This window comes from Paenibacillus sp. 22594 (assembly GCF_052044425.1).
Taxonomy (GTDB): Bacteria; Bacillota; Bacilli; order Paenibacillales; family Paenibacillaceae; genus Paenibacillus_AQ.
Window position 1 is genome coordinate 284762 of record NZ_JBQENA010000002.1, and the last position, 25532, is coordinate 310293.

19 protein-coding genes and 1 pseudogene are annotated in these 25532 nt (G+C 49.9%); 12 read left to right on the top strand and 8 right to left on the bottom strand.

Annotated features, from left to right (window positions below):
- Positions 1-30 precede the first annotated feature (30 nt).
- The 5 genes from ACTJKB_RS08020 to ACTJKB_RS08040 all read left to right on the top strand — a co-directional run bounded on the left by ACTJKB_RS08020 (position 31) and on the right by ACTJKB_RS08040 (position 7163).
- Entirely contained in the window at positions 31-1587 is a 1557-nt protein-coding gene (locus tag ACTJKB_RS08020; RefSeq protein WP_440833077.1) for a response regulator transcription factor, read from the top strand.
- A 12-nt stretch (positions 1588-1599) separates the two neighbouring features.
- Complete coding sequence (locus tag ACTJKB_RS08025) at positions 1600-3324, top strand: sensor histidine kinase (protein WP_440833079.1); 1725 nt, start codon at positions 1600-1602, stop codon at positions 3322-3324.
- Between the two features lie 134 nt (positions 3325-3458).
- Positions 3459-5156, top strand: a complete 1698-nt coding sequence (locus ACTJKB_RS08030; protein ID WP_440833080.1) for an ABC transporter substrate-binding protein — start codon at positions 3459-3461, stop codon at positions 5154-5156.
- A gap of 156 nt (positions 5157-5312) precedes the next feature.
- Positions 5313-6230 carry an ABC transporter permease gene (locus ACTJKB_RS08035; RefSeq protein ID WP_440833866.1) on the top strand — a complete coding sequence of 306 codons (918 nt, stop codon included), beginning with the start codon at positions 5313-5315 and terminating at the stop codon, positions 6228-6230.
- 15 nt (positions 6231-6245) lie between these two features.
- Positions 6246-7163 carry a carbohydrate ABC transporter permease gene (locus tag ACTJKB_RS08040; protein WP_440833082.1) on the top strand — a complete coding sequence of 306 codons (918 nt, stop codon included), beginning with the start codon at positions 6246-6248 and terminating at the stop codon, positions 7161-7163.
- Positions 7164-7648: 485 nt separating this feature from the next.
- Here ACTJKB_RS08040 and ACTJKB_RS08045 read toward each other — a convergent pair whose 3' ends face one another.
- The 5 genes from ACTJKB_RS08045 to ACTJKB_RS08065 all read right to left on the bottom strand — a co-directional run bounded on the left by ACTJKB_RS08045 (position 7649) and on the right by ACTJKB_RS08065 (position 13849).
- A complete protein-coding gene (locus tag ACTJKB_RS08045) occupies positions 7649-10099 on the bottom strand; it encodes an MMPL family transporter (protein ID WP_440833083.1) in 2451 nt (816 codons plus the stop codon).
- 28 nt (positions 10100-10127) lie between these two features.
- Entirely contained in the window at positions 10128-10745 is a 618-nt protein-coding gene (locus ACTJKB_RS08050; protein ID WP_440833085.1) for a TetR/AcrR family transcriptional regulator, read from the bottom strand.
- A 262-nt stretch (positions 10746-11007) separates the two neighbouring features.
- Positions 11008-11679 (bottom strand): LutC/YkgG family protein, encoded by a 672-nt coding sequence (locus tag ACTJKB_RS08055; protein ID WP_440833087.1) that lies wholly within the window; start codon positions 11677-11679, stop codon positions 11008-11010.
- Positions 11676-13103: a LutB/LldF family L-lactate oxidation iron-sulfur protein gene (locus ACTJKB_RS08060; RefSeq protein ID WP_440833088.1), complete on the bottom strand. Its 1428-nt coding sequence runs from the start codon at positions 13101-13103 to the stop codon at positions 11676-11678. The genes ACTJKB_RS08055 and ACTJKB_RS08060 overlap by 4 nt, the downstream gene beginning before the upstream one ends.
- Positions 13100-13849 carry a (Fe-S)-binding protein gene (locus ACTJKB_RS08065; RefSeq protein ID WP_440833089.1) on the bottom strand — a complete coding sequence of 250 codons (750 nt, stop codon included), beginning with the start codon at positions 13847-13849 and terminating at the stop codon, positions 13100-13102. The genes ACTJKB_RS08060 and ACTJKB_RS08065 overlap by 4 nt, the downstream gene beginning before the upstream one ends.
- Before the next feature lie 166 nt (positions 13850-14015).
- On the opposite strand from ACTJKB_RS08065, the gene aldA reads away from it, so the two are divergent.
- Positions 14016-15461 carry an aldehyde dehydrogenase gene (gene aldA, locus ACTJKB_RS08070; RefSeq protein WP_440833090.1) on the top strand — a complete coding sequence of 482 codons (1446 nt, stop codon included), beginning with the start codon at positions 14016-14018 and terminating at the stop codon, positions 15459-15461.
- Positions 15462-15655: 194 nt separating this feature from the next.
- Here the strand turns inward: aldA and ACTJKB_RS08075 are convergent, their stop codons facing one another.
- The 3 genes from ACTJKB_RS08075 to ACTJKB_RS08085 all read right to left on the bottom strand — a co-directional run bounded on the left by ACTJKB_RS08075 (position 15656) and on the right by ACTJKB_RS08085 (position 18915).
- Entirely contained in the window at positions 15656-17053 is a 1398-nt protein-coding gene (locus tag ACTJKB_RS08075; protein WP_440833091.1) for a helix-turn-helix domain-containing protein, read from the bottom strand.
- Between the two features lie 182 nt (positions 17054-17235).
- Positions 17236-18204 (bottom strand): bile acid:sodium symporter family protein, encoded by a 969-nt coding sequence (locus ACTJKB_RS08080; RefSeq protein WP_440833093.1) that lies wholly within the window; start codon positions 18202-18204, stop codon positions 17236-17238.
- 33 nt (positions 18205-18237) lie between these two features.
- Positions 18238-18915: a GntR family transcriptional regulator gene (locus tag ACTJKB_RS08085; protein WP_440833094.1), complete on the bottom strand. Its 678-nt coding sequence runs from the start codon at positions 18913-18915 to the stop codon at positions 18238-18240.
- A 169-nt stretch (positions 18916-19084) separates the two neighbouring features.
- Between ACTJKB_RS08085 and uxuA the strand changes: the two genes are divergently transcribed.
- From uxuA to ACTJKB_RS08115, 6 genes and pseudogenes are all read left to right on the top strand, one after another.
- Complete coding sequence (gene uxuA, locus ACTJKB_RS08090; RefSeq protein WP_440833095.1) at positions 19085-20161, top strand: mannonate dehydratase; 1077 nt, start codon at positions 19085-19087, stop codon at positions 20159-20161.
- Positions 20162-21772: a mannitol dehydrogenase family protein gene (locus tag ACTJKB_RS08095; protein ID WP_440833096.1), complete on the top strand. Its 1611-nt coding sequence runs from the start codon at positions 20162-20164 to the stop codon at positions 21770-21772.
- Positions 21773-21789: 17 nt separating this feature from the next.
- A complete protein-coding gene (gene uxaC / locus ACTJKB_RS08100; RefSeq protein ID WP_440833097.1) occupies positions 21790-23202 on the top strand; it encodes a glucuronate isomerase in 1413 nt (470 codons plus the stop codon).
- 166 nt (positions 23203-23368) lie between these two features.
- Positions 23369-23539: pseudogene (locus ACTJKB_RS08105) on the top strand (GH32 C-terminal domain-containing protein); the annotation flags it as partial.
- 83 nt (positions 23540-23622) lie between these two features.
- Positions 23623-24591, top strand: coding sequence for an SIS domain-containing protein (locus tag ACTJKB_RS08110; protein ID WP_440833099.1), 969 nt, complete (start codon positions 23623-23625; stop codon positions 24589-24591).
- Positions 24592-24606: 15 nt separating this feature from the next.
- Positions 24607-25419, top strand: coding sequence for a fructoselysine 6-kinase (locus ACTJKB_RS08115; RefSeq protein ID WP_440833100.1), 813 nt, complete (start codon positions 24607-24609; stop codon positions 25417-25419).
- Positions 25420-25532 lie beyond the last annotated feature (113 nt).

The following is a 25532-nucleotide window of genomic DNA, read 5'->3' on the forward strand; positions in this document are numbered from 1 at the left end:
GGAATATTTTTTGCCATTAGGAGGGAAATCATGTTCAAAGTGCTGTTGGTAGACGATGAGGTCTATGTCCGCAAAGGGCTGCTGGAGTTAATTCAATGGGAATCGCTCAAATTCAGCATAGTGGGAGAGGCAGATAATGGCGCAGAAGCGCTCGACATGATCAAACAGCTTGAGCCTGATCTGGTGATTACAGATATCCGTATGCCCACTCTGGACGGGCTGGATCTGATCCGTACCGTGAATGAACATGCTGGATTGGATCTGATATTCATCATTATCAGCGGCTTCCACGATTTCAAGTATGCCCAGCAGGCATTGCGCTACGGGGTTCACGACTACATTCTCAAACCCATTGATGAAGAGGAAATGACCGCTACGCTGCGGAAGCTGTCTTATGCCATGGGCAGGAAGAGGATCGCAACTCTGAATAATGATGATCTTACAACCAGTGCAATTATGGAAGCGCTGGTGCAGGAGAGTCTTCAGGCGGAGGATGCTGAACCTTTCGCAGCAGCATTGGGACTGGAAGGAGAGAACGGCTTTCTCTACACCATGATCGAGATTCATTCGGGCCAGCAGGACAAGCAAATCACCATGAAGCAATTCCAGGAGGCGCTGTATTCCCTTGAAGAGGGAGGTACCGGCATTCCTGTTCTTGAGCAGCAGCCGGGGACATTCGGAATGCTGCTCTGCATGGACCGGATCAAAGGCGGACGTGGCGGTCTTACACTTCATTTGGAGCGGCTTCGGGCAGCCCTTTCGGAACGGCTTAATACGGGGCTGAGCCTCTATGTGGGCGATCCCGTTGACACGCTGATCCATGTTCACCGTTCTTATTCGGAGGCTAACGAAGCAGCCAGGCACAAATATGCCGAGAATACGGGAGTCATTACGTATTCGCATGTGATAGATAAACCTCTATATGTATTCGATATGAGTCCGGCTCTCGCAAGCAAGCTGATCATACAGCTGGAAGAGGGCAACAAAAATGATTACCAGCAAACCGTGAACAGCATGTTCCGGTTGTTCCATGAGCAGCGTTTCACCCCTCTAGCCGTGACCGGTTCGCTCATCCGGTGTATGACGGGAATCATTGGCGTAATTAAAGAGATGGACGGCAACGATGAAGAAATCCTGCGGCTTAAGCAACTGGCTGAAAGGGGGCACTGGCATTGGAGTCTGCAGATGCTGGAGGAGCATTTCATGCAGGCTGTACAAGAAGCGGCGGAATATATTGCGCGGCTCCGCAAGGTTCATTGCCTGGGGGGGATTAAGCCTATCAAACGATACATCGATACCCATTTCCGTGAGAATATCAGCCTTAAGAGCATAGCAGCTGAGTTCTATATGAATGCTGTATATCTGGGGCGGCTGTTCCGCAAGACTTACGGCATCTATTTCAACGAGTATCTCCTGGAGCTTAGGATACAGGAAGCCAAAAGGCTGCTTCGGCAAAGCGATCTAAGAATGTACGAGATTGCAGGAAAAGTCGGTTTTCAGAATGCCGATTATTTCGTGACCCAGTTCGAAAAGCTGGAACAGATATCGCCGTCAGAATACCGGAACATGCTAATTGAAAAAGAATAGCGGGGCGGTCCTATGAAGAAATTTCTGAATTATTTGAAGCTGCGCGACAAGCTGCTGCTGATGTACGTGCTGTCGGTATTTATTCCCATAGTGTTGACCAATGTTGTGTTCTATCACGTGACCACCTCCAATATACGAAATCAAAAAATCCGCGATGCGGACATGGCATTGAACAATCTGAAAAACGACCTGCGGGTAATTATCGATCAAGGTGTAGGCTTTTCTTACTCCCTGTATGCCGATTCGATTTTCAACAAAACAATAACCCGCAAATTCACCAGCGAAAAGGACTACGTGGAAACCTTCAATTCTTACCTAAGGGGTGCTCTTGCCGATCAAAATGTGCAGGGGGTCCGCTGGTATATGGTGTATACGGATAATCCCACAATACTCTCCTCCGGTTATATGGACCGGTTAACCGGTGAAGTTCGCCAATCTGACTGGTATACACAGTCCCAGGCTTCTTCTGCTTCCTATCCCGCCTTTATTTATTCTGACCAGAATTTCAGCCTGATTCAGAGATTGAATAATTACTACACGAACGGCATCGAGCAGCTCGTCAAAATAGACTTGAACATGGAACGGATTCACCAGATCTTTTATGGAAGTGCTTTTAATGGCATGGTGTATTTGGTGGACCCCCAGGGGATAGTGCAGTTCATGAACGATACGGCGAACCTCACGGAGGATGTTCCTTTTAAGGACATCAGCTTTCCCAAGAAATCTCTTACATTTAAGAACGTTTATAGCGGAATTAATTATCTGGACGGATGGACACTGGAAGGGGTCATGGACGAGGAAAGTGTGCTGAAAGAGGTCCGTAAGTCGAGGTCCTTTGTCATATGGCTGGCGTGCATTAATTTTGTTCTGCCTTCCATCATCATAGCAGCCATGTCGAGGTCCATTCACGTACGGCTGGTGCGGATTCTCAAGCATATGAAGAAGGTGAAGGCCCAGAACTTCCAGACTATTCCCTCTGAAGAGGCGAGAGATGAAATCGGACAGCTAACCATCGAATTCAACCGGATGACCGAGACGATCAACAGTCTGATTAATGAAGTCTATGTCGCGGATATTCAGAAGAAAAATCTGGAGCTGAAGCAGCAGCAGGCGCAGCTTCATGCCCTGCACAGCCAGATCAATCCCCACTTTCTGTTCAATTCGCTGGAATCGGTCCGTATGCGAAGTATCATCAAGGGGGAAAAAGAGACGGCGAAGATCATTCAGCATATGGCGAAGATGTTCCGCCAATCGATCTCCTGGAGCCATAACTATGTTACTGTCCGCGAGGAGCTTACGCTTATTGAAAGCTTCCTGGAGATTCAGCAATACCGCTTCGGCGACAAGCTGGAATATAGTATCGTTGCTGACCCTGCAGCGCTCGGTCAACGGATTCCAAAGATGGTTCTGTTGCCGTTCGTGGAGAATGCCAGTATCCATGGTATCGAATCGAGCCCGGATAAAGGGATTATCGTGATCTCAGTCGCCGTGCAGGCGGATAAGCTTATCTTCAGACTCGAGGATAACGGGATTGGCATGCCCCCGGACAAGCTGGAGGAACTGCTCAGGTATCTGGAAGATTGCGACGACATCGGCGAGCGGGTCGGGATGAAAAATGCGTACTGCCGTATGAAGCTTTGTTACCAGGAATGCTTTGCTTTTTCAATGAATGCCCGTTATGGGGAGGGGACATCTATTGAAATCTCTCTTCCTTTACTGGAAGAGAAGCCGGAATGAGGATGGTACTTGGATATGTTTTTCAAAGTATGAGGTATGGTTTGTTGGGTAATCAAGAAAGCGTTTTCTTGTTATATTGAGGAGGCTTACAGGAGGGAAGGAATTCAAGAAATCTAAAGGGGGATTTAGTCGAAATGTTTAAAGGAAAAATTCTGACCGCTGGATTGGCACTCGTCTTAGCAGCGACTTTGACAGGCTGCAATAATGGCAACAACTCGTCTGGCAGTGCGGCGAATGGTTCAGCAGCTCCGGGAAATTCCGCAGCCGGAAGCGAGGATACGTCCGCTGTTACGTACAAGTATTTCAGCTTTGGCGGGCCGAAGAAGCAGGTCCTGGGCAGTGAAACCACTATTGGGAAAGAACTGCAGAAGCAAACCGGTGTTGACTGGAACATTGAATATCTGGTGGGCGATGGCGACACTAAGGCAGGAGTCATGATTGCCAGCGGAGATTACCCTGACATTATTGATTCCAGTGGCCAAATGGCCAAGCTTATGGACGCAGGGGCTTTCATTCCGCTGGATGATCTGATTGAAAAGTATGGACCCAACATCAAGCGGGTATACGGCCCTTATTTTGAGAAATTCAGACAGAAGGACGGCAAACTGTACTTTTTCCCTTATGGAGCCAATATCGGCTACCTTTCTGAGCCTAATTTCCAGACGGGGTTCTATATTCAGCGCTCTGTACTCAAGGAATTTAATTATCCCAAAATCAAAACGCTGGATGAATATTTCGATCTGATCAAGAAGTATAAGGAAAAACACCCGCAGGTGGACGGCAAGGATACCATCGGTTTCGCTACCTTTGCCGGTGAGCAGGGCAGCTTCTTTACCCTCCAGAATCCCGCCATGCACTTGGCAGGCTCCCCCAACGACGGTGGCACCATGGTGGACATGAAGACCCATGAGGCCAAGCTGGTGGCGGGCTCCGAATATCAGAAGCGGTGGATCGGGAAGCTGAATGAGGCCAATGCCGAAGGCCTGGTTGATCCAGAGTCCTTCACTATGAACAGAGACCAGTATTTGGCGAAGCTGACCTCCGGACGTGTACTCGGTTATTTCAGCTACTCCTGGCAGGTTGGGGACGCAACCAACAATCTGAAGAAAGCCGGCAATGACGATAAACGGTATGTAGCATTGCCGATCGTGTTCGATAAAGGAATTAAGGACCAATATATTGATCCTCCCGGCTTTGTCAACAACTACGGGGTAGGCATTACCGTCAAAGCCAAAGATCCGGTCCGCATTATCAAGTACTTCGATAACTTGCTGAAAGAAGAAAACCAGATTCTGGTTCAATGGGGAATCAAGGACCAAAGTTATGCTGTTGACGAGAATGGCCGCTTCACGTATGCCAACGATGAACAACGCCAAATCCACGAAGATCCTGAAAAGAGCATGAAATTCGGCTTCGACTACTTCAATTACAGCTGGCCGCGTTACGGAAATAGCTCCGTTCTGCAGGACGGCAACGCCTATGGTCCCGGCAGCCAGCCGGAGGTGGCAACCTTCGGATATACGGACGGTGACAAGCAACTCCTTGCAGCATACGGTGTGAAGACCTTCAGTGAGCTATTCAGTAATCCGGAAGAGCGTCCATGGTTTCCCGCCTGGTCCATCGCCCTTGAACAGGGGTCGCCTGAGCAGATGTTCATTACCAAAGCGGATGATCTCCAGCGGAACCATCTGCCTTCGATGATTCTGGACACACCGGCCAATTTCAGCAAGAATTGGGACGACTATATGAATCAGTTCAACAAGCTGGATAAGAAAACGTATGAGGATTTCATTACACAAAAGGTACAAGACCGCGTCGCAGGCAAATGGTAATGTCGGTTATGTAAGCGTTAGCTAGATGCCCAGGGTCGTAAGCCGAAAGGCGATTCGACCCTGCGGCTGTAACAGCAAGGGAACGGAAGGGAGTAAGATCAAGTGGAGAAACCCGCATATTCTGTAAATTCGGACCCGCAAGTGGACGGGGCGAGAATGAATAAAACCAGTTTGTTCTTCAGCCGCCTTATCCAGCAGAGAACGCTGGCTTTTATGTGTCTTCCATTCGTAATTTGGGCTTTTGTGTTTAAATACCTTCCCATTTGGGGTTGGACCATGGCTTTTCAGAAATATAAACCGGCCAGAAGCTTTTCGGAGCAGGAATGGGCAGGCTTGAAGCATTTTCGGATTCTGTTTGAGGACAGCACATTTTACCGGGTGCTGCGAAACACACTGGTGATGAGCACCCTTCAACTGGTACTGGGATTTGTTACAGCGATTACGGTGGCTCTTCTGCTGAATGAATTGAAGAATATCCTTTTTAAACGTGTGGTTCAGACAGTAAGCTATTTGCCGCACTTTATTTCCTGGGTTGTGGCGTCAAGTATAGTGCTGACCGTGTTATCGCCGGACGGAATCGTTAATCTGCTGCTAACAAAGCTGCATCTCCTGGATAAACCGGTGCTGTGGATGGGTAAAGGGAATTATTTTTGGGGGATTCTCGCGGGAACACAGGTATGGAAAGACGTAGGCTGGAACACCATTATCTATTTGGCAGCTATTACTTCAATCGATCCTTCCCAATATGAGGCGGCTGAAATCGACGGGGCGAGCCGTTTTCAGCGGATGCTCAATATTACGCTTCCCGGACTCAAACCAGTTATCATTATCCTGCTGATTATGAACTTGGGTAATATTCTTGAATCCGGATTTGAGCCGCAATATTTGCTGGGGAACGGGATGAATCTGGAATACTCGGAGAACCTAGATATTTTTGTGCTGAAGTATGGGCTAGGCATGGGCAACTTTTCCTTAGGGACAGCGGCAGGCATATTCAAAACCGTAGTCAGCTTCATTTTCCTATTCTCAGCCAACAGCATTGCCAAGAGAATGGGAGAAAGCAGATTATTCTAAGAGGAGGTATACGTCATGCAAGCAAGAAAAAAGTCCCGTTTGCGTAATTCCAGTCTTGGAGACCGGGTGTTTGATATATGCAATATTATCTTTATGGTGTGTCTGATGATTGTCACGATGTATCCCTTTGTTAATATGATCGCCGTTTCCTTCAATGACGCCAATGACGCCGTGCGAGGCGGTATTTATTTGTGGCCGCGCGAGTGGACCTTTAACAACTATAAATATATCTTCGGAGAATCGGGGATTTATCACGCGACGTTAATCTCGCTTCTGCGCACCGTAATTGGAACTGGGGTATCGGTCTTCTGTACAGCAATGCTGGCCTTCACCGTCAGCCGCCAGGAGTTTGTGCTCCGCAAGTTTGTCACACTGTTCTTCGTGATTACCATGTATTTCAGCGGAGGCCTGATCCCCGGATATCTGCTTATCCGTAATCTGGGCTTGACGGACTCCTTCTGGGTCTATATTGTTCCGGGGGTTATCGGTGTGTTCAACATGATTATCATCCGCTCCTTCATTGAAGGCCTTCCCGAAGGGATTCTGGAATCGGCGCGGATTGACGGTGCCGGAGAATTCACGACCTTTATCCGCGTTGTATTGCCGCTGACCATTCCCGCGATGGCAACCGTATCTCTTTTTGTGGCTGTAGGACAATGGAATTCCTGGTTTGACGTATTTTTGTACAATTCCTCCAATATTAAACTAAGCACACTGCAGTACGAGCTGATGAAAATATTGCAGACTACCAACACCTCTGCCACGGCAGGGGCAGTGGAGGCCTACCAATCTGCAGATAATGCAGTGAGAGTAACACCTACTTCGCTGCGGGCGACGATGACGATCATAGCCAGTGTCCCGATTCTGATAGTCTATCCGTTCCTGCAAAGATACTTTGTACAGGGAATGACTGTCGGGGGGGTAAAGGGCTGATTGCAGACCCGGTTATGTTGAACTTTACACGTGCAGCACAATAGATGAACTACCGAAGAATGAGCTCTTTATTGTGGGAAGGCGGATAATCTGTTTATCTTGCTCTCAACAAGGGGCTCTTTTTTCATAGGTTCATATGAATAGTCTGAAGTTTCTCTTATAGCCCTCTGTTTTTAAATAGGATTAACGTGAGTACTAGGGTGTACGCTCCGCAGGCACATCCCCTTTATGTGGCTCGCCGGACGTCAAAGCCAGGATTTCCGCACCCTTAACCGTTTGCCCACAATCTAATGAAGCAAGCCGATTATGACCAAAAACGCAAAACAGCGATCCTCCAATAACCGGAGGATCGCTGTCTTTGTTGTAGGAGTCTCTACTTATGAGACAGCCTTGTTGCTTGAGCGTTTTTATTAAATCAGGAAGATCTGTTATTCCAGCAGTTTATATTCGAAATAGCCACCCGGACGGCCTGCAAGCGTCCTTTTTTATTTCATGTCGCTCTCGGCATGGAGCTTGGCGATTAGCTTATCACCCTCGACGTCGAGGTTCGGAAGCAGACGGTCCAGCCATTGTGGAAGCCACCAGGCCTTGTCGCCGAATACCGCCATAACGGCTGGAACGAGTGTCATACGAATGATGAAGGCATCGATCAGGATGCCGAAGGCCAGCGCGAAGCCGATCTGTTTGATCATCGCGTCAGGTGCAAAGATGAAGCCGGCAAAGACGGAAACCATGATTACACCTGCGGCCAGCACAACGCGGCTGGCGAGATCGTAGCCGTGAACAACGCTATCGTTGCCATGGCGTCCGTGGACGTAAGCCTCGCGCATGGAGCTGACCAGGAACACCTGATAATCCATCGCTAACCCGTACAGAATGCCGGTGACCAGAATCGGCATGAAGCTGAGCAGCGGTCCTCCCGTGTCAAAACCAAACAGGGAGTGCAGCCATCCCCACTGGTAGACCGCTGTAGTCAGGCCGAAGGTAGCGAGGACGCTGAGAATAAAGCCGACCGTTGCTTTGACCGGAACAATGACCGACCGGAAAACGAGCAGCAGGATGATCAATGACAGGATCACTATGATGCCGATATACAGAGGGAAGGCGTCGGAAAGCTTGGAAGACATATCGATGTTGATGGCAGTGAAGCCAGTCACACCAAGCGTAACATCATTCCCGGAGGCGAGAGTGGAAGCGGGATCGCGCAGATCATGCACCAGATCCCTTGTCTCCGTATCCGTCGGGCCGGTTTTCGGGATCAGACTGATAATGGCGATATTTCCGGTTGCGTTGACGCCCATTGGGGACACCAGCGTAACGTTATCATGCATTTGCAGCTCCTGAACCAGCTTGCCCAGCGTCTGCATTGAAATTTTATCGGACGGGTTCTTCGGTTCAGCCACTAGGAGCAGCGGTCCGTTGAAGCCCTCGCCGAAGCCTTTGGAGATGATGTCATAGCTTTGGCGAGCCGGGGTATCCAGATTGGCCGAGGCACCTGAAGGAATGCCCAGCTCCATTTTCGTTACCGGAATCGCCGCTGTTCCAAGAACCAGAATCACCAGAATAATGATGACCCAGCGGTATTTCACTGTAGCGTTTGCCCAGCGGTGGGAGAATCCGTGGCTGGCTTTATTTCCGGAATCCGTGCTTTTTGCGCGGGCTTTGGCGGTGCAGATCTTTTCACCAACCAGACCGAGCAGCGCAGGCAGCAGGGTTAACGCCAGCAGGACGTTGATCAGAACACTGGCAGCAGCAACGAGAGCCATGGTCGACAAGAAACCGATACCGATGACCAGCATGCCGCACAGGGCGATAATAACAGTCAGACCGGCGAAGAATACGGCGCTGCCGGCGGTGCCGAGTGCGCGGCTTGCCGCTTCACCCGCGCTTAACTTCTCATCAAGAATGAGCCGCCGCTGCCGGTTAACGATGAAGAGCGAGTAGTCAATACCGACCGCCAGACCGATCATAATAGCGAGTACCGGTGTAATGTCATTCATCTGGATTACACTTGAGAGGGCAAAAGCACCGCCGACACTGATTCCGACGCCGAGGAGTGCGGTAATCAGCGGCAGACCGGCGGCAACGACAGAGCCCAGCGTCATGAACAGTACAACCGCTGCGACGACTACGCCGACTGCTTCAGTCGAGCCGATGGCCGGTATACTCTTCAGCGAATCGCTCGGAATGGCTGTGATGCCGGAGCCTGCCTGCTCGACTTCAGTCACGGTGTTGATGATGTTATCCGGTACGGAAGATGGCAGTGACGTCTGTTGAACGGTGAACTGGAACTGGAACAGGGCGATGCTGCCGTCAGCGGACAGCATTACTCCGGGAACCGGAACGCCGTCAGCCATCAGCGGGCCGTAAGGAGCAGCCTGGGCAGCCCCGGCAGATTGCCCCGCCGCGCCAGTCTGTCCGGCAGCAGCAGATGGGTCCGCTGCGGCAGATTGCCCCGCCGCGCCAGTCTGTCCGGCAGCAGCTGATGGGTCTGCCGCGGCAGATTGCCCCGCTGCGCCAGTCTGTCCCGCAGCAGCTGTTTGGCCTGCTGCCGCTGACGGGTCTGTACCCCCAGCTTGAGCAGCCGCAGCTGCTTGGGCGGCCAGTTCTACGGGGTTAATGATATAGTCCATACTGTAGACATCATGGATAGCTTTCTGGAGCAACGCTACCCGCTCCGGCGTGTCCAGACGTTCTCCGTCCGGTACGGTAAAAGCGACGCTCGCCTGGCCGCCGGCAGCGGCGGGAAGCTCTTTAGCCAGCATATCCAGCACTTTTTGCGATTCTGTACCTTCAATTTTCATTTCGGAGCTGGACTGTATGCCATTAACGCCTAACAAAGTGCCAACAACACCAAGAACGACGATCCAGGCTGCGAGGAAATACCACGGCTTGGAATAAGCCGATTTACCCAACCGGTATAGAAAAGTAGACATGTGATGGTTTCTCCTTTTTATCTCTGTTTTAAAAGCCGTTGCGTAAATAAGCAAACATTGAATTCAAATACTGATCGAACGGCATGGCACCGGAGCGTTCATCCCCTGCTTCTCCCGGCAGCAGCACGTTCATCCGTCCGTCCAGTATGGGCACGAACGCTCCGTAGACCGCACCGGCAAGGAGATGGGTATATCCGTCGGCATACCGCCCATGGGAGAAACGCTCTAGTACCTCCTGTGCAGCGATCTGCAAGCGGCGGAATACGCTGAGGATATATGGCTCCAGGGACGGATACTGGTTCGCGAGCGATACGAACTGCCGTAATTTATGCAGGAACTCAGAGGTGAATTGCAGCTTAAGCAACTTGTACAAGGCATCCAGCGGTGTTGCGTCCGGAGGCAGTCCCGTGAACAGCATATTCTGATCCTCTTTCGAGGCGCTGCCCATAAAATACTCCGCTACCGCTTCCTCTTTGCACGAGAAGTAATTGGCAAAGGTTCGCCGGGAGTACCCGGCTTGCTGAACAATATCGTCGACGATAAAACCATCCATACCTTGCTTCAGCGCCAGCTCAAAGGCAGCTTCAGCCAAGGCATAGGCGGTGGCTTCCTTTTTTTTATCACGTAGTGTCGGGTTGGGGTTCAAGTTCCATGCGGCCTCCTTTCTTGAGACAGAACAGTCTGCGCTCTATTGACTAAAATACATTATTGCACAATGGGCAAAATTGCACAATGAGCAACAAAAAATGAACTTGAAAATAGATAGTGGTCATCATTGCGAAACCGCCTTGATTCACAAGACATTCCGCAATGATGAGCTACCGTTCTCAAATTCACGTTACATAAGTGTATAAGGACAGAGCCTGGTGGTTGGGACTTGGTACACAGCGGGAATTCAACTGGACCGACTAAATAAGCACATAGGTTGCTCTCAAGGGGCCGTGTACCCCGACAACGAGCTGCATTTCAATATCGGCGGAATTTGAAGGACCAGAAATGAAATTAATGGATGAACCCAGCGGCTCACCTGCCTCTATCCTACGGTTCAGATCTGCTGCAGCCTGGGTGGAGCGGAGCACGAGCCGCTTTTTTTCAATCACCGCGATATAGTGGGCGGGTAGAAAATGGAGGGAGCGACCCTGATCCGGGCGGCTCACCACGACAATCGTTCCTGACTCGGCTAGTGCGTAGTCGGCGAAGACAATTGCCGTATTGGCCGATTCGGAACGCATGATATTCTGCTCTCTTCCTGCCGCTTCTTCCCAGACGAGTCCATCCGCGAATTTCAACCCATACTCAGCAAACCGGGTATCCCCGGAAGTGATTACAGCACCTCCGCCATTTGCATGGATCAGATCATCCAATGTTCTCTGCAAGATCTCCGGAGTCGATTCAATAAACTGAGTATGAATGAAGAAACATTGCTCCTTAAGAATGTCTACCAACTCACCGGTTGTAAAACTGCCGGAGTTGCCCGGCATCAGATCCTGCATATCCGGACGATGAACGTCATAGATTCGTTCCCGCCCCAGCTTAAGGGCGATTGTGTTCAGAAAAGAATCCCTGTTCGATGCTGTCATTGGCCAGAGCCTCCTTTGCGTTGTTCAAGCCAGGCCCGGAAGCTGTCCTGCTGCTTGACCGGCTGGCTTAGATCACGGATATTGATCCAGCCGCGGATGAGTCCCGGTCCTCTCACAATGCGGCCATGTCTGCTGATCAGCCGGCTTGCGGGGTTCGCAAAACGCAGCGCTTTGCCGAATAGAGCCTGGGAGGACAGCAGCCTTCCTGCCGTCTTCATCTGGAATCTTTCCGTGGCACCGGTGCGATGCTCCTCCACGATTTTTTGACGGTGCAGGATCAACTGCTCATGCAGCGGGATTTTGACCGGACAGACATCCGTACAAGCACCACACAGACTGGAGGCAAAAGGCAGCTCTTTATAGTCATCGTATCCGCCCAGCAGAGGAGTGATTACCGCTCCAATTGGACCCGGATAAATGGACCCATAGGCATGCCCGCCAATATGACGGTAGACCGGGCAGACATTAAGACAGGCACCGCAGCGGATACATTGCAGGGCTTCACCAAACTCGCTTCCGAGAATATCGGACCGCCCGTTGTCCACTACAACTAAATGGAACTCTTCCGGACCATCGGTCTCCCCGGCTGCCGAGGGTCCCATCACAGTGATATAGCTGGTCAATTTTTGCCCTACGGCACTCCGGCAGAGCAGATTATCCAGAACCTCCATCTCTTCAAGCGTCGGCACAATTCGTTCCATGCCCATCACCGCGATATGCGTTTTCGGTATGGCGGCTGTGAGATCACCATTGCCTTCATTGGTCACCAGATTAATCGCTCCCAGGTTAGCGATGGCAAAGTTGCAGCCTGTGATCCCGACATCCGCCTCCAGAAACTTCTGCCGCAGGACTGTCCGGGCAAAACGGGCGAGGTTCTCCGGACTTTCATCGCCGGTATATCCGAGTTTCTCCGTGAACACTCTGCATATCTGTGTCCGGTCTTTATGCAGCGCAGGGGCTACAATATGCGAAGGCGGGTCCCAATCATCCATTTGGAGGATATATTCACCCAGATCGGTCTCGGTCAGCTCACAGCCGGCTTCCATCAGAACACGGTTCATTTCAATTTCCTCGGTGACCATCGATTTGGATTTGACGATTTTTTTAGCTTTTTTTTGTACGATGATGTCCCGGATATAGCCGCTTGCTTCCTCTTTGGTTTTGGCAAAATAGACATGCCCGCCCTTATCTTCAATGTTACTGGCCAGTTGCTCCAGGTAATAATCCAGATGTTTCAGCGTGTGCTGGCGGATTTGCTGACCGAGGGTACGCCATTGTTCCCAATCTCCGAGAGTGGTGGCGGCGGACAGGCGCCTGGTCTTCAAACTGTCCTGTGCTGAACCTACAGCGTTCCTCATGAATGGGTCACCGAGGCCATCTGAAGTCCGTGTATTGAAATCCCGTTTATCCGTTTGCAGGCTCAAGTCTGGCTTCCTCCTTTGGCAACAGCAGCATGGCTATGGTTCAGCACTTCTGCAATATGCATGATCTTTACGGGTTCGCCCTTACGTGACAGGCGTCCGCCGATGTTGAGCAGGCAGCCCATATCTGCACTGATCAGAATATCCGCTCCGGTTTCCACCACACAGCCGCATTTTTCATCGACCATTTGCCCGGAGATTTCCGGCATTTTTACTGAAAAAGTTCCGCCAAAGCCACAGCAATTATCACTGTTCTTGAGCGGTTCCAGCTGTAGTCCCTTTACTTGTTCAAGCAATAGGAAGGGGGTTTCCCGTTCGCCCAGCAGTCTTGTCATATGGCAGGAACGGTGATAGGTGGCAGTTCCGTCCAGACTTGCACCCACATCGGTGATGCCAAGCACCCGTACGATGAATTGCGTAAACTCATAAGCTTTCTCTTTTAAAGCAACCGCTTTCAATTCCCACTGTGGATCTCCTTTGAAAATTTTCGGATATTCATGGAACATAGCGATGCAAGAGCCGGACGGACCCACGACATAATCCGAGTGTTCAAAGGCAAGCATCATGTTCTTCATGGCAAGCTTGGAATCTTCCAGATAACCGCTGTTATAAGTGGGTTGACCGCAGCACACCTGTGAAGCCGGAAAATCAATTTCACAGCCCAGCCTTTCGAGAACTTCAACCATAGCCATTCCGACATTCGGGGTAATGAGGTCTACTAAACAAGTTGAAAAAATACTGACTTTCATTCCTGTCCCTCCAATCATAACCTTCGTATTAATAGCTTAACTCAAAAAGTCAATGAAAAACAACACAAAAACAAATAATAAATGTGAATGTTGTTGACAAAAAATAATGATAACGTTTACACTAAGGTAGGGAAAATGGAACAATCTACCTTAAGGGGGAGAAACAGTGGAAAAGCATTTGATGTACATCAACGGCCAATTTACCGAATCTGAAGGCAAAGAGTGGATGGATGTAACCAATCCGGCAACAGATGAAATCATTTCACAGGTTCCCAAAGCTACAAGGAATGATGTCGTGCGTGCTATCCATGCAGCGGATGAGGCCCAGACTGCCTGGGAAGAAACCCCTGCGGTTGAGAGAGGGAAGTATCTTCATGCCATTGCCGAGGGGATTCGGGCGGAGGCGGATACTCTTGCCAGACTGATCTCCGAGGAGGTAGGCAAGACACTGGAATTGTCCACGGTAGAAGTTAACTTTACAGCGGACTATATGGATTATATGGCAGAGTGGGCACGCCGCTATGAAGGGGAAATTGTTCAGAGTGACCGTGATAATGAAAATATTTTTGTGTTTAAACGGGCGATTGGGGTAACTACCGGCATTCTGCCGTGGAATTTTCCATTCTTTTTGATTGCCAGAAAAATGGCACCTGCGCTGATTACGGGCAACACGATTGTAGTTAAGCCCAGTGCCGAATCTCCGAACAATGCGGTGGCCTTTGCCAAAATTGTTGACAAATCCGGTCTTCCCAAAGGGGTATTCAACCTTGTCACGGGCAGAGGCGGAGAGGTCGGCAATGAATTGGCCAGCAACCCTAAAGTCGGGATGGTCAGTCTTACCGGGAGTGTGCCGGCCGGACAAAAGGTGATGCAGGCGGCTGCCGAGAATATCATCAAGGTCAGTCTGGAGCTGGGCGGCAAGGCGCCTGCCATTGTCATGGACGACGCCGATCTGGATTTGGCTATCCGGGCGATTGTGGATTCCAGGGTAATTAATACAGGGCAGGTCTGCAACTGTGCGGAGCGGGTCTACGTGCATGAGAAGATCAAGGACGAATTCACCGGTCGTTTGGTTGAGGCTATGAAAGCGGTGAAGTATGGCGATCCGCTGAAAGACAAGGATATTCAAATGGGCCCGTTGATTAACAAGGCGGCGCAGGAATCCGTACAGCAAAAGGTTGACCGCGCCGTAGAAGAGGGGGCTAAAATCGCCCTTGGCGGTAAAAAGGTTGAGGGAGCAGGCAGCTTCTTTGAGCCAACGGTCATTACCGGTGCCACCAATGAAATGGAGATCGTGCAAGAGGAGATTTTCGGCCCGGTCATCCCGGTCATTTCATTCTCGAACCTGGATGAAGCGATCGCGCTGGCCAATGACAGTGAGTTTGGCTTGACCTCTTCTCTGTATACCCGGAATCTGAACGTCGCCATGAAAGTCATCAAACGTCTCAAATACGGAGAAACCTATATTAACCGGGAGAATTTTGAAGCGATGCAAGGCTTCCATGCAGGCTGGAGAAAATCCGGCATCGGCGGCGCGGACGGCAAACACGGCTTGAACGAATATCTGCAAACGCATGTCGTCTATCTTCAGTACGATAAGTCGGTTAACTAAAACGGACTTCAACACAAAGACCGCAAGTCTATCTTAAGCAGATAGGGCTTGCGGTCTTTGTGTGATGCGAGGCGTTCAGGGGAGAAAATCAACCCCCGCCCGTACCATGTCCCATAATATCAATTGACGTTTGAGAAGTTCCATTGGTTACAGGGTCAATAGTTCCAGTAGGTACAATAATTATGATAGCCAGACTACACAAAGCTAGAAATGCGATAAGTTTTTTTCTCATTGGAATTCTGCACCTCTCTAATTAGAAATTTGTATTGCTGTTTCTCATGATCGTCTGCTAAATGCCGATGTTGTTCAAAGAGATCAACACATTTGATAATAATACGTTCATTATTGATTCTAGCAGATGATTCCAAACTTTTCAGAATCAAATTAATCCCTTCGCTGCGCTTGTTATGTAAGTAATAGATGGCTAGTTCGGCAAGGAAACGGGCGTATTGGTCTGCCATAATCTGCTGATTGTACTCGCCAAATTCTGTGAAGTTTGTCCGGTAGGGGATATAGTCAGCAAACTGCTCTAGAATCTGATCAATATTCCAATCATAGCGGTTAGCCGAGGTGAGGATATTGTATAAGGCTACGAATATCTCATCCCTCTGGGAAGAAATATATTCTACATATTCCGTTAGAACTTCATGCTGGCCTGACATCACCCGATAGAGCACGGTGTTCGCCCTGCCCCACTCCTGGAATTGAGCTATCGTGCGCTTGGTTTCCTCATCAACTTCTTGTACCCAGCTTACATCCATATAGCGAGCCACAAATTTCAATGCCGAATTGTAGTCCATGTTCTCCTCACACACACTTGCACGCATTAGATGAGAGTAGAAAATATAAAAGCAAAGCGGTTTCTCGGGGGTTTTCTCATGGCTGAGCTTACGGTTCGAGTGACGCTGAAGGTCGTAACGCAGAGTGGCCTGACGGAGCATTTCCTGTGCCAGTTCATCTACCTTGTCCCACTTATGCAGCGAATAATAGACATTTATCAAGTATTTCAATCCATCGATTTGATCCGCTTCATCCAGCCGGTCCACGTAACATTCAAAGAGAAGGGCAGCCTGTAAATTAAGAGTCTGATTGTCTCCCAAGGCAATTCGGAATAGCCGGTATTGACATACCGCGAGCCGCTCGGAATTCTGATATTTCTCACTTGCACTTACATTCTTATATAACAAACCAGCGGCTTGCCACTGCCCTTGTTCGAACAGCCCTTCTGCTACTTCAAACAGCATGGGAGCATAGGTCAGATTCTCAAGCAGATGATGAACTACCTGTTCGATGCAGTCAAGGCGGCCCAGTGCTGCCGAACGCAAAATAAACGGCCGCAACCGCCGCCAGGTCGGTGGTGAATGATAGAAGCATTCGTCCACATACAGGCTGAAGAAATGATCCTCCGGTAATTGCATTCCTTTGGTGATTCGCTCCAGATGATTCATGGCAATCGGCTGCTGACTGTTAAGCACCCGGCTGAGTGTTCCTGAATTAATGCCGGACTGACTCGCAAATTGATTAATGGACATAGCCTGCTGCGACAGATACACCGCTAAATGATCGCGAATCGTGGATGTAGTAGGAACCATGGAAGCACCACCTGACTGAATTCCAGTAATTAGAATTTATTTTATAGGTGTAATAATATGTGACAATATTCCAATGGTCAATAGTGCAGATTAGGAGAAACAGTGAACATGAGAATGGGAATATAAGGTGCCTCTGTGCCTCTATAGATGTTAATGGGGAGAATTAACAACTTAGCCAAAACCTACGCAGCAGAGCTCTGATCTGCCATATTCCTGACCTTGGTACGGTGACTGAGCAGAAAGCCAGCAAGTGAAGCCAGCAGCTGCTGGAACACCATACCGAGCACGACGGGGACAGCCACCGGAGCGGGGAAGTAGGACACAGCCAGCACTGCTCCTGCGCTGATATTGCGCATGCCTCCATTGAAGATAAGGGCGACCTCGTCTGCTTCATTCCAGCGCAAAACCCTCGCCGTAAGAAAGCAAAGCATGTAACCGGTGGAAGCCATAAGCACAATGACAAAGGCCAGGCCAACCAGATGTAGATTGATGTCCGCCAAGTAAGGGGAAATCACAGACCCGTTAATGATGATAACCATTGCCATGAAGAGCTTGGAGATTGGATTCAGCCGCGGACTCCACACGGGCGCAATAGTGCCCTTGGTCCATTGATTAAGCACCATGCCCGCCAGTGAAGGGACAACAATCATCCAGAACAGACTGCTCATCATTGCGCCAGCGTCAAGTTCTACGCTAGTTCCAATCAGCAATGACAATACGCCCGGTACGATAAAAGGAGACAGCATGGTGTCGATCAGAATGATGGACAGGGTGAGTGCAGTATTTCCTTTGTAAATACTGACCCAGATAAAGCTGCTTACCCCCGTTGGAATGACTGCGGCAAGTACAAGGCCTGTGATTGTAAATTCATCCGTGTGATACAGCACATTCCCGATCCCTGCGGCAACCAGCGGCATGGCAATATGCAGAATGAACAAACAGGCGAACAGGGGCAGCGGTTTTTTGAGTACGTTCACAAAATCTTTGAATCCGAGGCTGATGCTTCCGGCAAACGTCATAAAAGCGAACAGCCAGGGAGCCAGATAGGTATAAGAGGAAAGCGAGCTTCCGCAGAGTACTCCGGTCAGAACACTGAGCGGAGTGATTAGCGGCATCATTCGGTTAAGCGTCCGGTTCACAGCAAGAAGCATCGGATGACATCCTTTTGAAATAAGTTGCTACTATTATACACCCTTTGACAAATACTCCGAGAAATTCTCCTGGAAGTCCAGCGAATGGATATCTTCCCGGAGATGATGGTGGATCAGCGGTCCGATCTTCTCTGTCTCCTTGTGTACCAGAAGCTCGAGAAGGGTCTGGTGCTCCTTACAGATTCCCTCCAGCTTCTCGGTCTTCAGCATGTGCAGCCTGCGGTAGCGGAGGTAGTGTACATTGGACTGCTGAATCAAATTCCATAGAAACTCACGTCCGGCAAGCCGGTACATAGCCTGGTGGAACGCATCATCCAGATTCAGAAAGGAATCGATGTCGTTTTCTTTTCCGATGACCTCTTTTTGCCTCTCCAGAATTTCTTTAAGCTCATGCAGTCCTGTCAGCAAAAGCTGTGAAGACAGATCTTTAAGGATTTCTTTCTCCAGTGTGCTGCGCAGATAAGTGATCTGTTCAACGGATTCAAGATCTATGTAGGACACGATGTTTCCCTTTTTGGGATAAATATCGGTATAGGATTCCAGTGCAAGCTGTTTCAGCACATCACGCAACGGCGTCCGCGAAATCTGAAAACGTTCGGAAAGGGCGGTTTCACTCAGAATGGTGCCCGGCTTCAGGGAAAGGGTAAGAATCTCGTGCTTCAGTGTATTCATGATTTCGGCTTTGATCGACATATCTCTTCCTGCTTTCAATAGTTAATGAAGGATAACACTAGTATACATGATGTTCGGAAATAATAAACGTTAATGTGCATATATACTCTTGATTATATTGTGTTGACAACAGATGGTTCTTATCTTATGATCAAGAAAATCTTGTATACAAGATTAATGAGAATGACAACCATAGGAGGGTATATCAATGAACATGACGTGGAGATGGTATGGTGAGGGCAATGACAATATCACGCTTGACCATATCCGGCAGATTCCGGGAGTTATGGGTATCGTCTGGTCTTTGCATGAGAAAGTAGCCGGCGAAGTGTGGGAAATGCAGCGGATCCAGGAAGTAGCCGATCAAATCACCAGCAAGGGCTTCAGTACGGCTGTGGTGGAGAGCGTCAACGTTCATGATGATATCAAAATCGGCTTGCCGAGCCGTGATAAATATATCGATATTTATATCGACACTATCCGCAAGCTGGCCAAAGTCGGTGTAAAGGTAATCTGCTATAATTTCATGCCGGTGTTTGACTGGACCCGTACGGAGCTTTACAAGGAATTGCCTGACGGCTCTAATGCCCTCTTTTATGAAAAGGCTGCCATTACTGATAATCCGCGTGAGATGGTCGACCGGATTCTTAAGGGAGCCGGGAAATTCACCATGCCGGGCTGGGAGCCTGAGCGTCTGGCGAAGCTGGATGAGCTGTTCGCAGCCTATGCGGATGTGACCGAAGATAAGCTGTTCGAGAACCTCAAGTATTTCCTGGAACGCATTATTCCGGTGTGTGAAGAAGTGGATATTAAAATGGCCATTCACCCTGATGATCCGGCCTGGCCGATCTTTGGGCTGCCGCGCATTATCCGCAACCGGGAGATGATCCGCCGATTCTTGAAATTGGTGGACAGCCCATACAACGGTCTGACCTTCTGCACAGGGTCACTTGGCACCAATCCGGAGAACGATCTGCCGGCGATGATCCGCGAGTTCCATGACCGTATCCATTTTGCCCATATCCGTAACGTGAAGGTGTTTGAGAACGGTGATTTCATTGAAGTGTCACACCGCGGGCGTGACGGAAACGTCGATGTGGCGGAGGTTGTCAAGGCTTACCATGAGAATGGTTACACCGGCTATGTCCGTCCGGACCACGGGCGTCATCTCTGGGGCGAAGAGAAAAACTGTCGTCCAGGCTATGGGCTCTACGATAGAGCGCTGGGTATCATGTATTTACTTGGCGTCTGGGACAGCCTGGACAACGTCAAGGGGGCGAAATAAATGCTGCGCCTGGACAGAAGCAGTATCTTAGGAGAAGCAGCGGCCTGGACCGCAGCAGGTGTGGAGCTACCGCAGTTCGACTATGAGCAGGTGGCAAGAAATACAGCGCAGAAGCCGGAATGGATTCATTTCGGTGCAGGCAATATTTTCCGTGGATTCGTAGCCAATGCCCATCAGAAGCTGCTGGATAGCGGTAAGGCAGATACAGGTATCATCGCGGCGGAAACCTTTGATTTTGAGATGATCGACAAGGTTTACAAGCCGTATGACAATCTGACTCTGCTGGTGCTGATGAATGCACGCGGCGGCTTTCAGAAAAGAATCGTCAGCAGCATTGTAGAGGGAATAGCGGCGGACAAGAGCCGTGAAGCGGATTCCTGCCGGCTCACGGAAGTGTTCGAGAACCCCAGCCTGCAAATGGCCAGCTTCACCATTACGGAGAAGGGCTACTCGCTCACGGGTCCAAACGGAAAGTATCTGGGCATCGTGGACAAGGACATCGAGGGGGGACCGGAGAAGCCGGTTCATGCCATGAGCATTGTGGCCTCTCTTGCATACAAGCGTTATTTGAAGGGTGCTTATCCGTTGACCTTTGTCAGTATGGACAACTGCTCCCATAACGGCGACAAGCTGAAGAACGGTGTGGTCACGATTGCCAAGGAATGGGCGGCTAAGGGTCTGGTCGAGGCAGGCTTCGTGGCCTATCTGGAGAATGAGCAGCTGATTGCTTTCCCGCTGTCGATGATCGACAAAATCACACCGCGCCCTTCGGAGTCGGTGCAGGCGGCGCTGATGGAGCAGGGAATCGGCGGTATGGATGTAATCATTACCTCCAAGAATACCTATACAGCCCCCTTCGTCAACGCGGAGATCAGTGAATATCTGGTGATTGAAGACAAGTTCACGAACGGCCGTCCTCCGCTTGAGGAAGCAGGCATTATCTTCACTGACCGGGATACGGTCAACAATGTGGAGACGATGAAGGTCACAACCTGCCTCAACCCGCTGCATACGGCGCTTGCCGTATCCGGCTGTCTGCTTGGTTATACCCTGATCGCAGATGAGATGAAGGATGATACTCTGCGGAAGTTCGTGGAGATTATCGGTTATAAGGAAGGTCTGCCGGTTGTTGTAGACCCGGGCATTCTCAGTCCGAAGCAGTTCCTGGACGAAGTGCTGACCGAGCGTTTCGCCAATCCGTTCATCCCCGATACGCCGCAGCGGATAGCGACCGATACCTCGCAGAAGGTGGGCATCCGGTTCGGAGAAACGATTAAATCATATATCCATCGGGAGGATCTGGACCCCGCGCAGCTGACAGCCATTCCGCTGGCCATTGCGCTCTGGTGCCGTTATCTGCTTGGAGTGAACGATAAAGGCGAAGCCTTCACACTGAGTCCTGATCCGCTGCTGGAAACATTGCAGGGACATCTTCAAGGGGTCACCCTCGGAGACCGAGATGCAAATGTGCGCCCGATTCTTGAAGATGAGCAGCTCTTTGGTGTCCCGCTCTATGCGATTGGCCTCGGAAGCAAGATTGAGGGCATGTTCCTGGAAATGCTGGCGGGTCCGGGAGCTGTGCGGAGAACCTTGGAGAAGTATATTAGATAAGGGGAGGGGGCCTAACGATGAAGGCTTTTATTCATGAGGATTTTCTGCTGCAGACTGAAGAAGCCCGGGTACTCTACCATGAGTATGCCGAAGCTTTGCCCATTATCGATTATCATTGCCACCTCGACCCGGGGGCGATCGCTGAGAATAAGCGGTTTGGCAGCATTTCCGAAGTGTGGCTGGGCGGAGACCATTACAAATGGCGGGCGCTTAGAACGTTCGGGGTTGAAGAGAGATACATTACCGGTGATGCCCCGGATGAAGAAAAGTTCGCCAAGTGGAGCGAGGTGCTGCCTTATACCGTGGGCAACCCGCTGTATCACTGGTCAGCGTTGGAGCTGAAAGCTTACTTTGGCGTGGAGGAGCAGCTGAATCCGCAGAATTGGCGGCGGATTTATGACCACTGCAATCACTTGATTGCCCAGGACGGCTTCACGGTGCAAGGGCTGATTACCCGTTCCCGTGTGAAATGGATCTGTACAACGGATGATCCGGCTGACGATCTGCACTACCATGGGCAAATCGCCGGGCAAAAGGAATTCCAAACCGGAGTCACACCGACGTTCCGGCCGGATAAGGCACTGCAGATGGATTCGGATGCTTTTCCGGATTATGTGCGCACTCTGGAGCAGGCTGTAGGCTATGCTATCACTTCCTATGCGCTCATGGAACGCGCCCTGCTGGAGAGGATTGAATACTTCGACAAGCAGGGCTGCAAGGTCTCCGACCACGGGTTCTCGCATCTTCCCTACGCGGAGGCAGCGCCATCTGTTCTGGAAGCCATCTTCAATAAACGTCTGAGCGGTGGAGCCTTGAGCCGCCTGGAATCGGATCAGTATGCAACAGCGTTGTTTCTGGCGATGGGGCGCAAATATGCTGCCCACGGCTGGGTGATGCAGCTGCATATCGGAGCGATCCGCAACCCGAATTCGCGCAGGTTCCGAGAGCTGGGTCCGGACACGGGCTTCGATACCATCGGGGATGGCGGCTACGCGGACAGCTTGTACAAGCTGCTCGACGGACTGGAACGGACCGGAGAGCTTCCTCGGACGATCCTGTACAATCTGAATGCGGTGCAGAATGATGTGCTGGCCGCTATGGCGGGTTCTTTTCAGGGGGGCGGAATCAAGGGGAAGATCCAGTTCGGCTCCGGCTGGTGGTATAACGACCAAAAGGACGGCATGCTTAAGCAATTGACATCGTTGTCGAATCTGGGCCTGCTGAGCTGTTTTGTAGGGATGCTCACGGATTCCAGGTCTTTCCTGTCCTACACGCGGCATGAATATTTCCGGCGGATTCTCTGCAATCTGGTCGGGGGCTGGGTCAAGAGCGGGGAAGCACCAAGGGATCTGGCATTTCTGGGAGGTATCGTTCAGGACATTTGCTATCATAACGCTGAGCGGTATTTCGGGTTTCCTCTGGCAAAGTAACATAACTTCTTCATAACTAAGGGGCTGGCGGTCTTCCAAAGACCACCAGCCTCTTATGTTTTTTCTACGCTTCGATTCCGTGTAGCGGCGGAACAACAAAATCTTGGACTTCCTGTAGTGTTGGCCAAGCCGCAATAGCTCCGAATATACCGAATGTTGTCAGACAGTCCTTTCCTATTCCGCTGCCCAAGGGACTCTTACCCTGAGAAGGGATCAATCCGGAGAAACCGGATTCTCGGATATATTCACGGATATTCAGACTACAGAAGCATTGGGTACTCTCATTAATCTGCGTGTGCTTGTAGATTCCTGTTCGGTAGAAAAATTATATGGATAAAGACTTGACAGCATTTTTGAAAGCGGTTATATTTATCTCGTAAACAATACGTTATATAACGTTATATAAAAGGAGAGAGTTAAATGAACGTAAATCAAGTTGTTCAAAGTATCCGTGAAAAAGTGGCTGAAGGAATTTCAGAGATCTATTTTGTAGCTTGCGGGGGTTCACTGGTTGATATGTACCCAGCCAAGTATTTTCTTGATAGTGAAGCAAAAAAGCTGGTAGCAGGACTATATACGGCGAATGAGTTTGTTCATGCGTTGCCTAAACGTCTGGGTGCGCAATCCGTAGTCATCGTTTGTTCTCATGGCGGAAATACGCCGGAATCGGTAGCTGCGGCGCAATCGGCCAAAGAGCATGGCTCCCACACCATTGGTTTAACCCACAACAAGGAAGCCGCGTTGCTGAATTACTCCGATTATTCCTTCCTGTATGAATGGGGAGATGACAGCAACGTCAAAAACAATCCGATGGCAATCATTTTGGATCTCGCCGCTCAATTGCTGCATGTGGTCGAGGGCTATGCGCATGTTGAGGCTTTTCAAAAAGGCCTGGAAACAATCAACGGCATCATCAACCAGGGGAAAAAGCAGGTTGCTCCACGTGCCCGTGTTTTTGCCGATAAGTACCGCAACGAGGAGCTTTACTATATCTTGACGAGTGGAGCTTCGTACGGACATGCTTATGGCTTTGCCATCTGCTCTTTGATGGAGATGCAGTGGGTTCATGCTGCTGCTATTCACTCCGGTGAATTCTTCCATGGTCCTTTTGAAGTGACGGATAAAGAAACACCTTTTATCCTGATGATTAATGAGGGCCGCACCCGTGAGCTGGATGAACGAGCCCGGACATTCCTGAACCAGTATGCGGCGAAAGTCGAAGTGATTGATGCCAAAGAGCTTGGAATTGGTACGATTGCTGATGAAGTTGTAGAATTCTTTAATCCGGTATTATTCTACAGTATTATTTGTGTCTATCGCGAGGCTCTTGCCGATGTGAGAAATCATCCGCTGGAAACCCGACGCTATATGGGAAAAGTAGCCTACTAAACGGGAGGTACAACCATGAAAGTCTTAGGGATTGGCGATAATGTAGTAGACAAGTATGTTCATCAACGTACAATGTATCCCGGCGGCAATGCTCTCAATTTCAGTGTTTTTGCCAAAGGGGAAGGTGCAGAGGCGGCTTTTCTCGGGGTCTTTGGCGATGATGACGAAGCACAGCTTGTGGAGCATACACTGCAGCAGCTTGCGATCGATATCTCACATTGCAGGCATTTCAGCGGAGAGAACGGTTGTGCACGTGTAACGCTGGAGAATGGGGAACGGATATTCTTGGGCAGTAACGAAGGCGGAGTTACCAGACTAAATCCTATTATACTGAGCGAAGCCGACAAAGAATATATCTGCGGGTTTGACATTATGCATACAGGGCTGTACAGCCACACCGGACATCTGCTTGCGGAGCTGAATGAACTGGGGGTTCCCCTCTCTTTTGATTTCTCCGATGACTTTGAGGATGAGCAGGTAGAACGGTATATCGGGAATGCGGATTTTGCTTTCTTCTCCTGCAGCCATATGACAGACGAAGAGACGCGGAATTATATTGAGGCCAAACGCAGAAGAGACGGCCAGATATTAGTGGCAACACGCGGCGGCGACAGATCCATTGCCTATGATGGGGCATCCTTTTATTATCAGACCCCGGAGCTTATTGAGGCCGTGGATACGATGGGAGCAGGAGATTCTTATATTACAGCCTTTTTAATCAGTATGATCAAGGATGGGAATATTCAAGCGGCCATGCAGGAGGGCTCCCGATTAGCGGCCAAGAGCTGTATGGTAGAAGGTTCCTTTGGATTCGGGGCCCGTTACTAATAACGGCAGCGTTCTGATCTTTGCTTGTGAATAAGAGAATCGTTTGTTATTCTAACCATAGAGTAATATAACGTTATATAACAAGTGAGGGTAAAGGATGTTAAATTCAGAAA

Bases quoted from the DNA above. Each gene is read 5' to 3' on its own strand.
- ACTJKB_RS08020 (WP_440833077.1), top strand. From the start codon at position 31: ATGTTCAAAGTGCTGTTGGTAGACGATGAGGTCTATGTCCGCAAAGGG.
- ACTJKB_RS08025 (WP_440833079.1), top strand. From the start codon at position 1,600: ATGAAGAAATTTCTGAATTATTTGAAGCTGCGCGACAAGCTGCTGCTG.
- ACTJKB_RS08030 (WP_440833080.1), top strand. From the start codon at position 3,459: ATGTTTAAAGGAAAAATTCTGACCGCTGGATTGGCACTCGTCTTAGCA.
- ACTJKB_RS08035 (WP_440833866.1), top strand. From the start codon at position 5,313: ATGAATAAAACCAGTTTGTTCTTCAGCCGCCTTATCCAGCAGAGAACG.
- ACTJKB_RS08040 (WP_440833082.1), top strand. From the start codon at position 6,246: ATGCAAGCAAGAAAAAAGTCCCGTTTGCGTAATTCCAGTCTTGGAGAC.
- ACTJKB_RS08045 (WP_440833083.1), bottom strand. From the start codon at position 10,099: ATGTCTACTTTTCTATACCGGTTGGGTAAATCGGCTTATTCCAAGCCG.
- ACTJKB_RS08055 (WP_440833087.1), bottom strand. From the start codon at position 11,679: ATGACAGCATCGAACAGGGATTCTTTTCTGAACACAATCGCCCTTAAG.
- ACTJKB_RS08065 (WP_440833089.1), bottom strand. From the start codon at position 13,849: ATGAAAGTCAGTATTTTTTCAACTTGTTTAGTAGACCTCATTACCCCG.
- ACTJKB_RS08075 (WP_440833091.1), bottom strand. From the start codon at position 17,053: ATGGTTCCTACTACATCCACGATTCGCGATCATTTAGCGGTGTATCTG.
- ACTJKB_RS08080 (WP_440833093.1), bottom strand. From the start codon at position 18,204: ATGCTTCTTGCTGTGAACCGGACGCTTAACCGAATGATGCCGCTAATC.
- uxuA (WP_440833095.1), top strand. From the start codon at position 19,085: ATGAACATGACGTGGAGATGGTATGGTGAGGGCAATGACAATATCACG.
- ACTJKB_RS08095 (WP_440833096.1), top strand. From the start codon at position 20,162: ATGCTGCGCCTGGACAGAAGCAGTATCTTAGGAGAAGCAGCGGCCTGG.
- uxaC (WP_440833097.1), top strand. From the start codon at position 21,790: ATGAAGGCTTTTATTCATGAGGATTTTCTGCTGCAGACTGAAGAAGCC.
- ACTJKB_RS08110 (WP_440833099.1), top strand. From the start codon at position 23,623: ATGAACGTAAATCAAGTTGTTCAAAGTATCCGTGAAAAAGTGGCTGAA.
- ACTJKB_RS08115 (WP_440833100.1), top strand. From the start codon at position 24,607: ATGAAAGTCTTAGGGATTGGCGATAATGTAGTAGACAAGTATGTTCAT.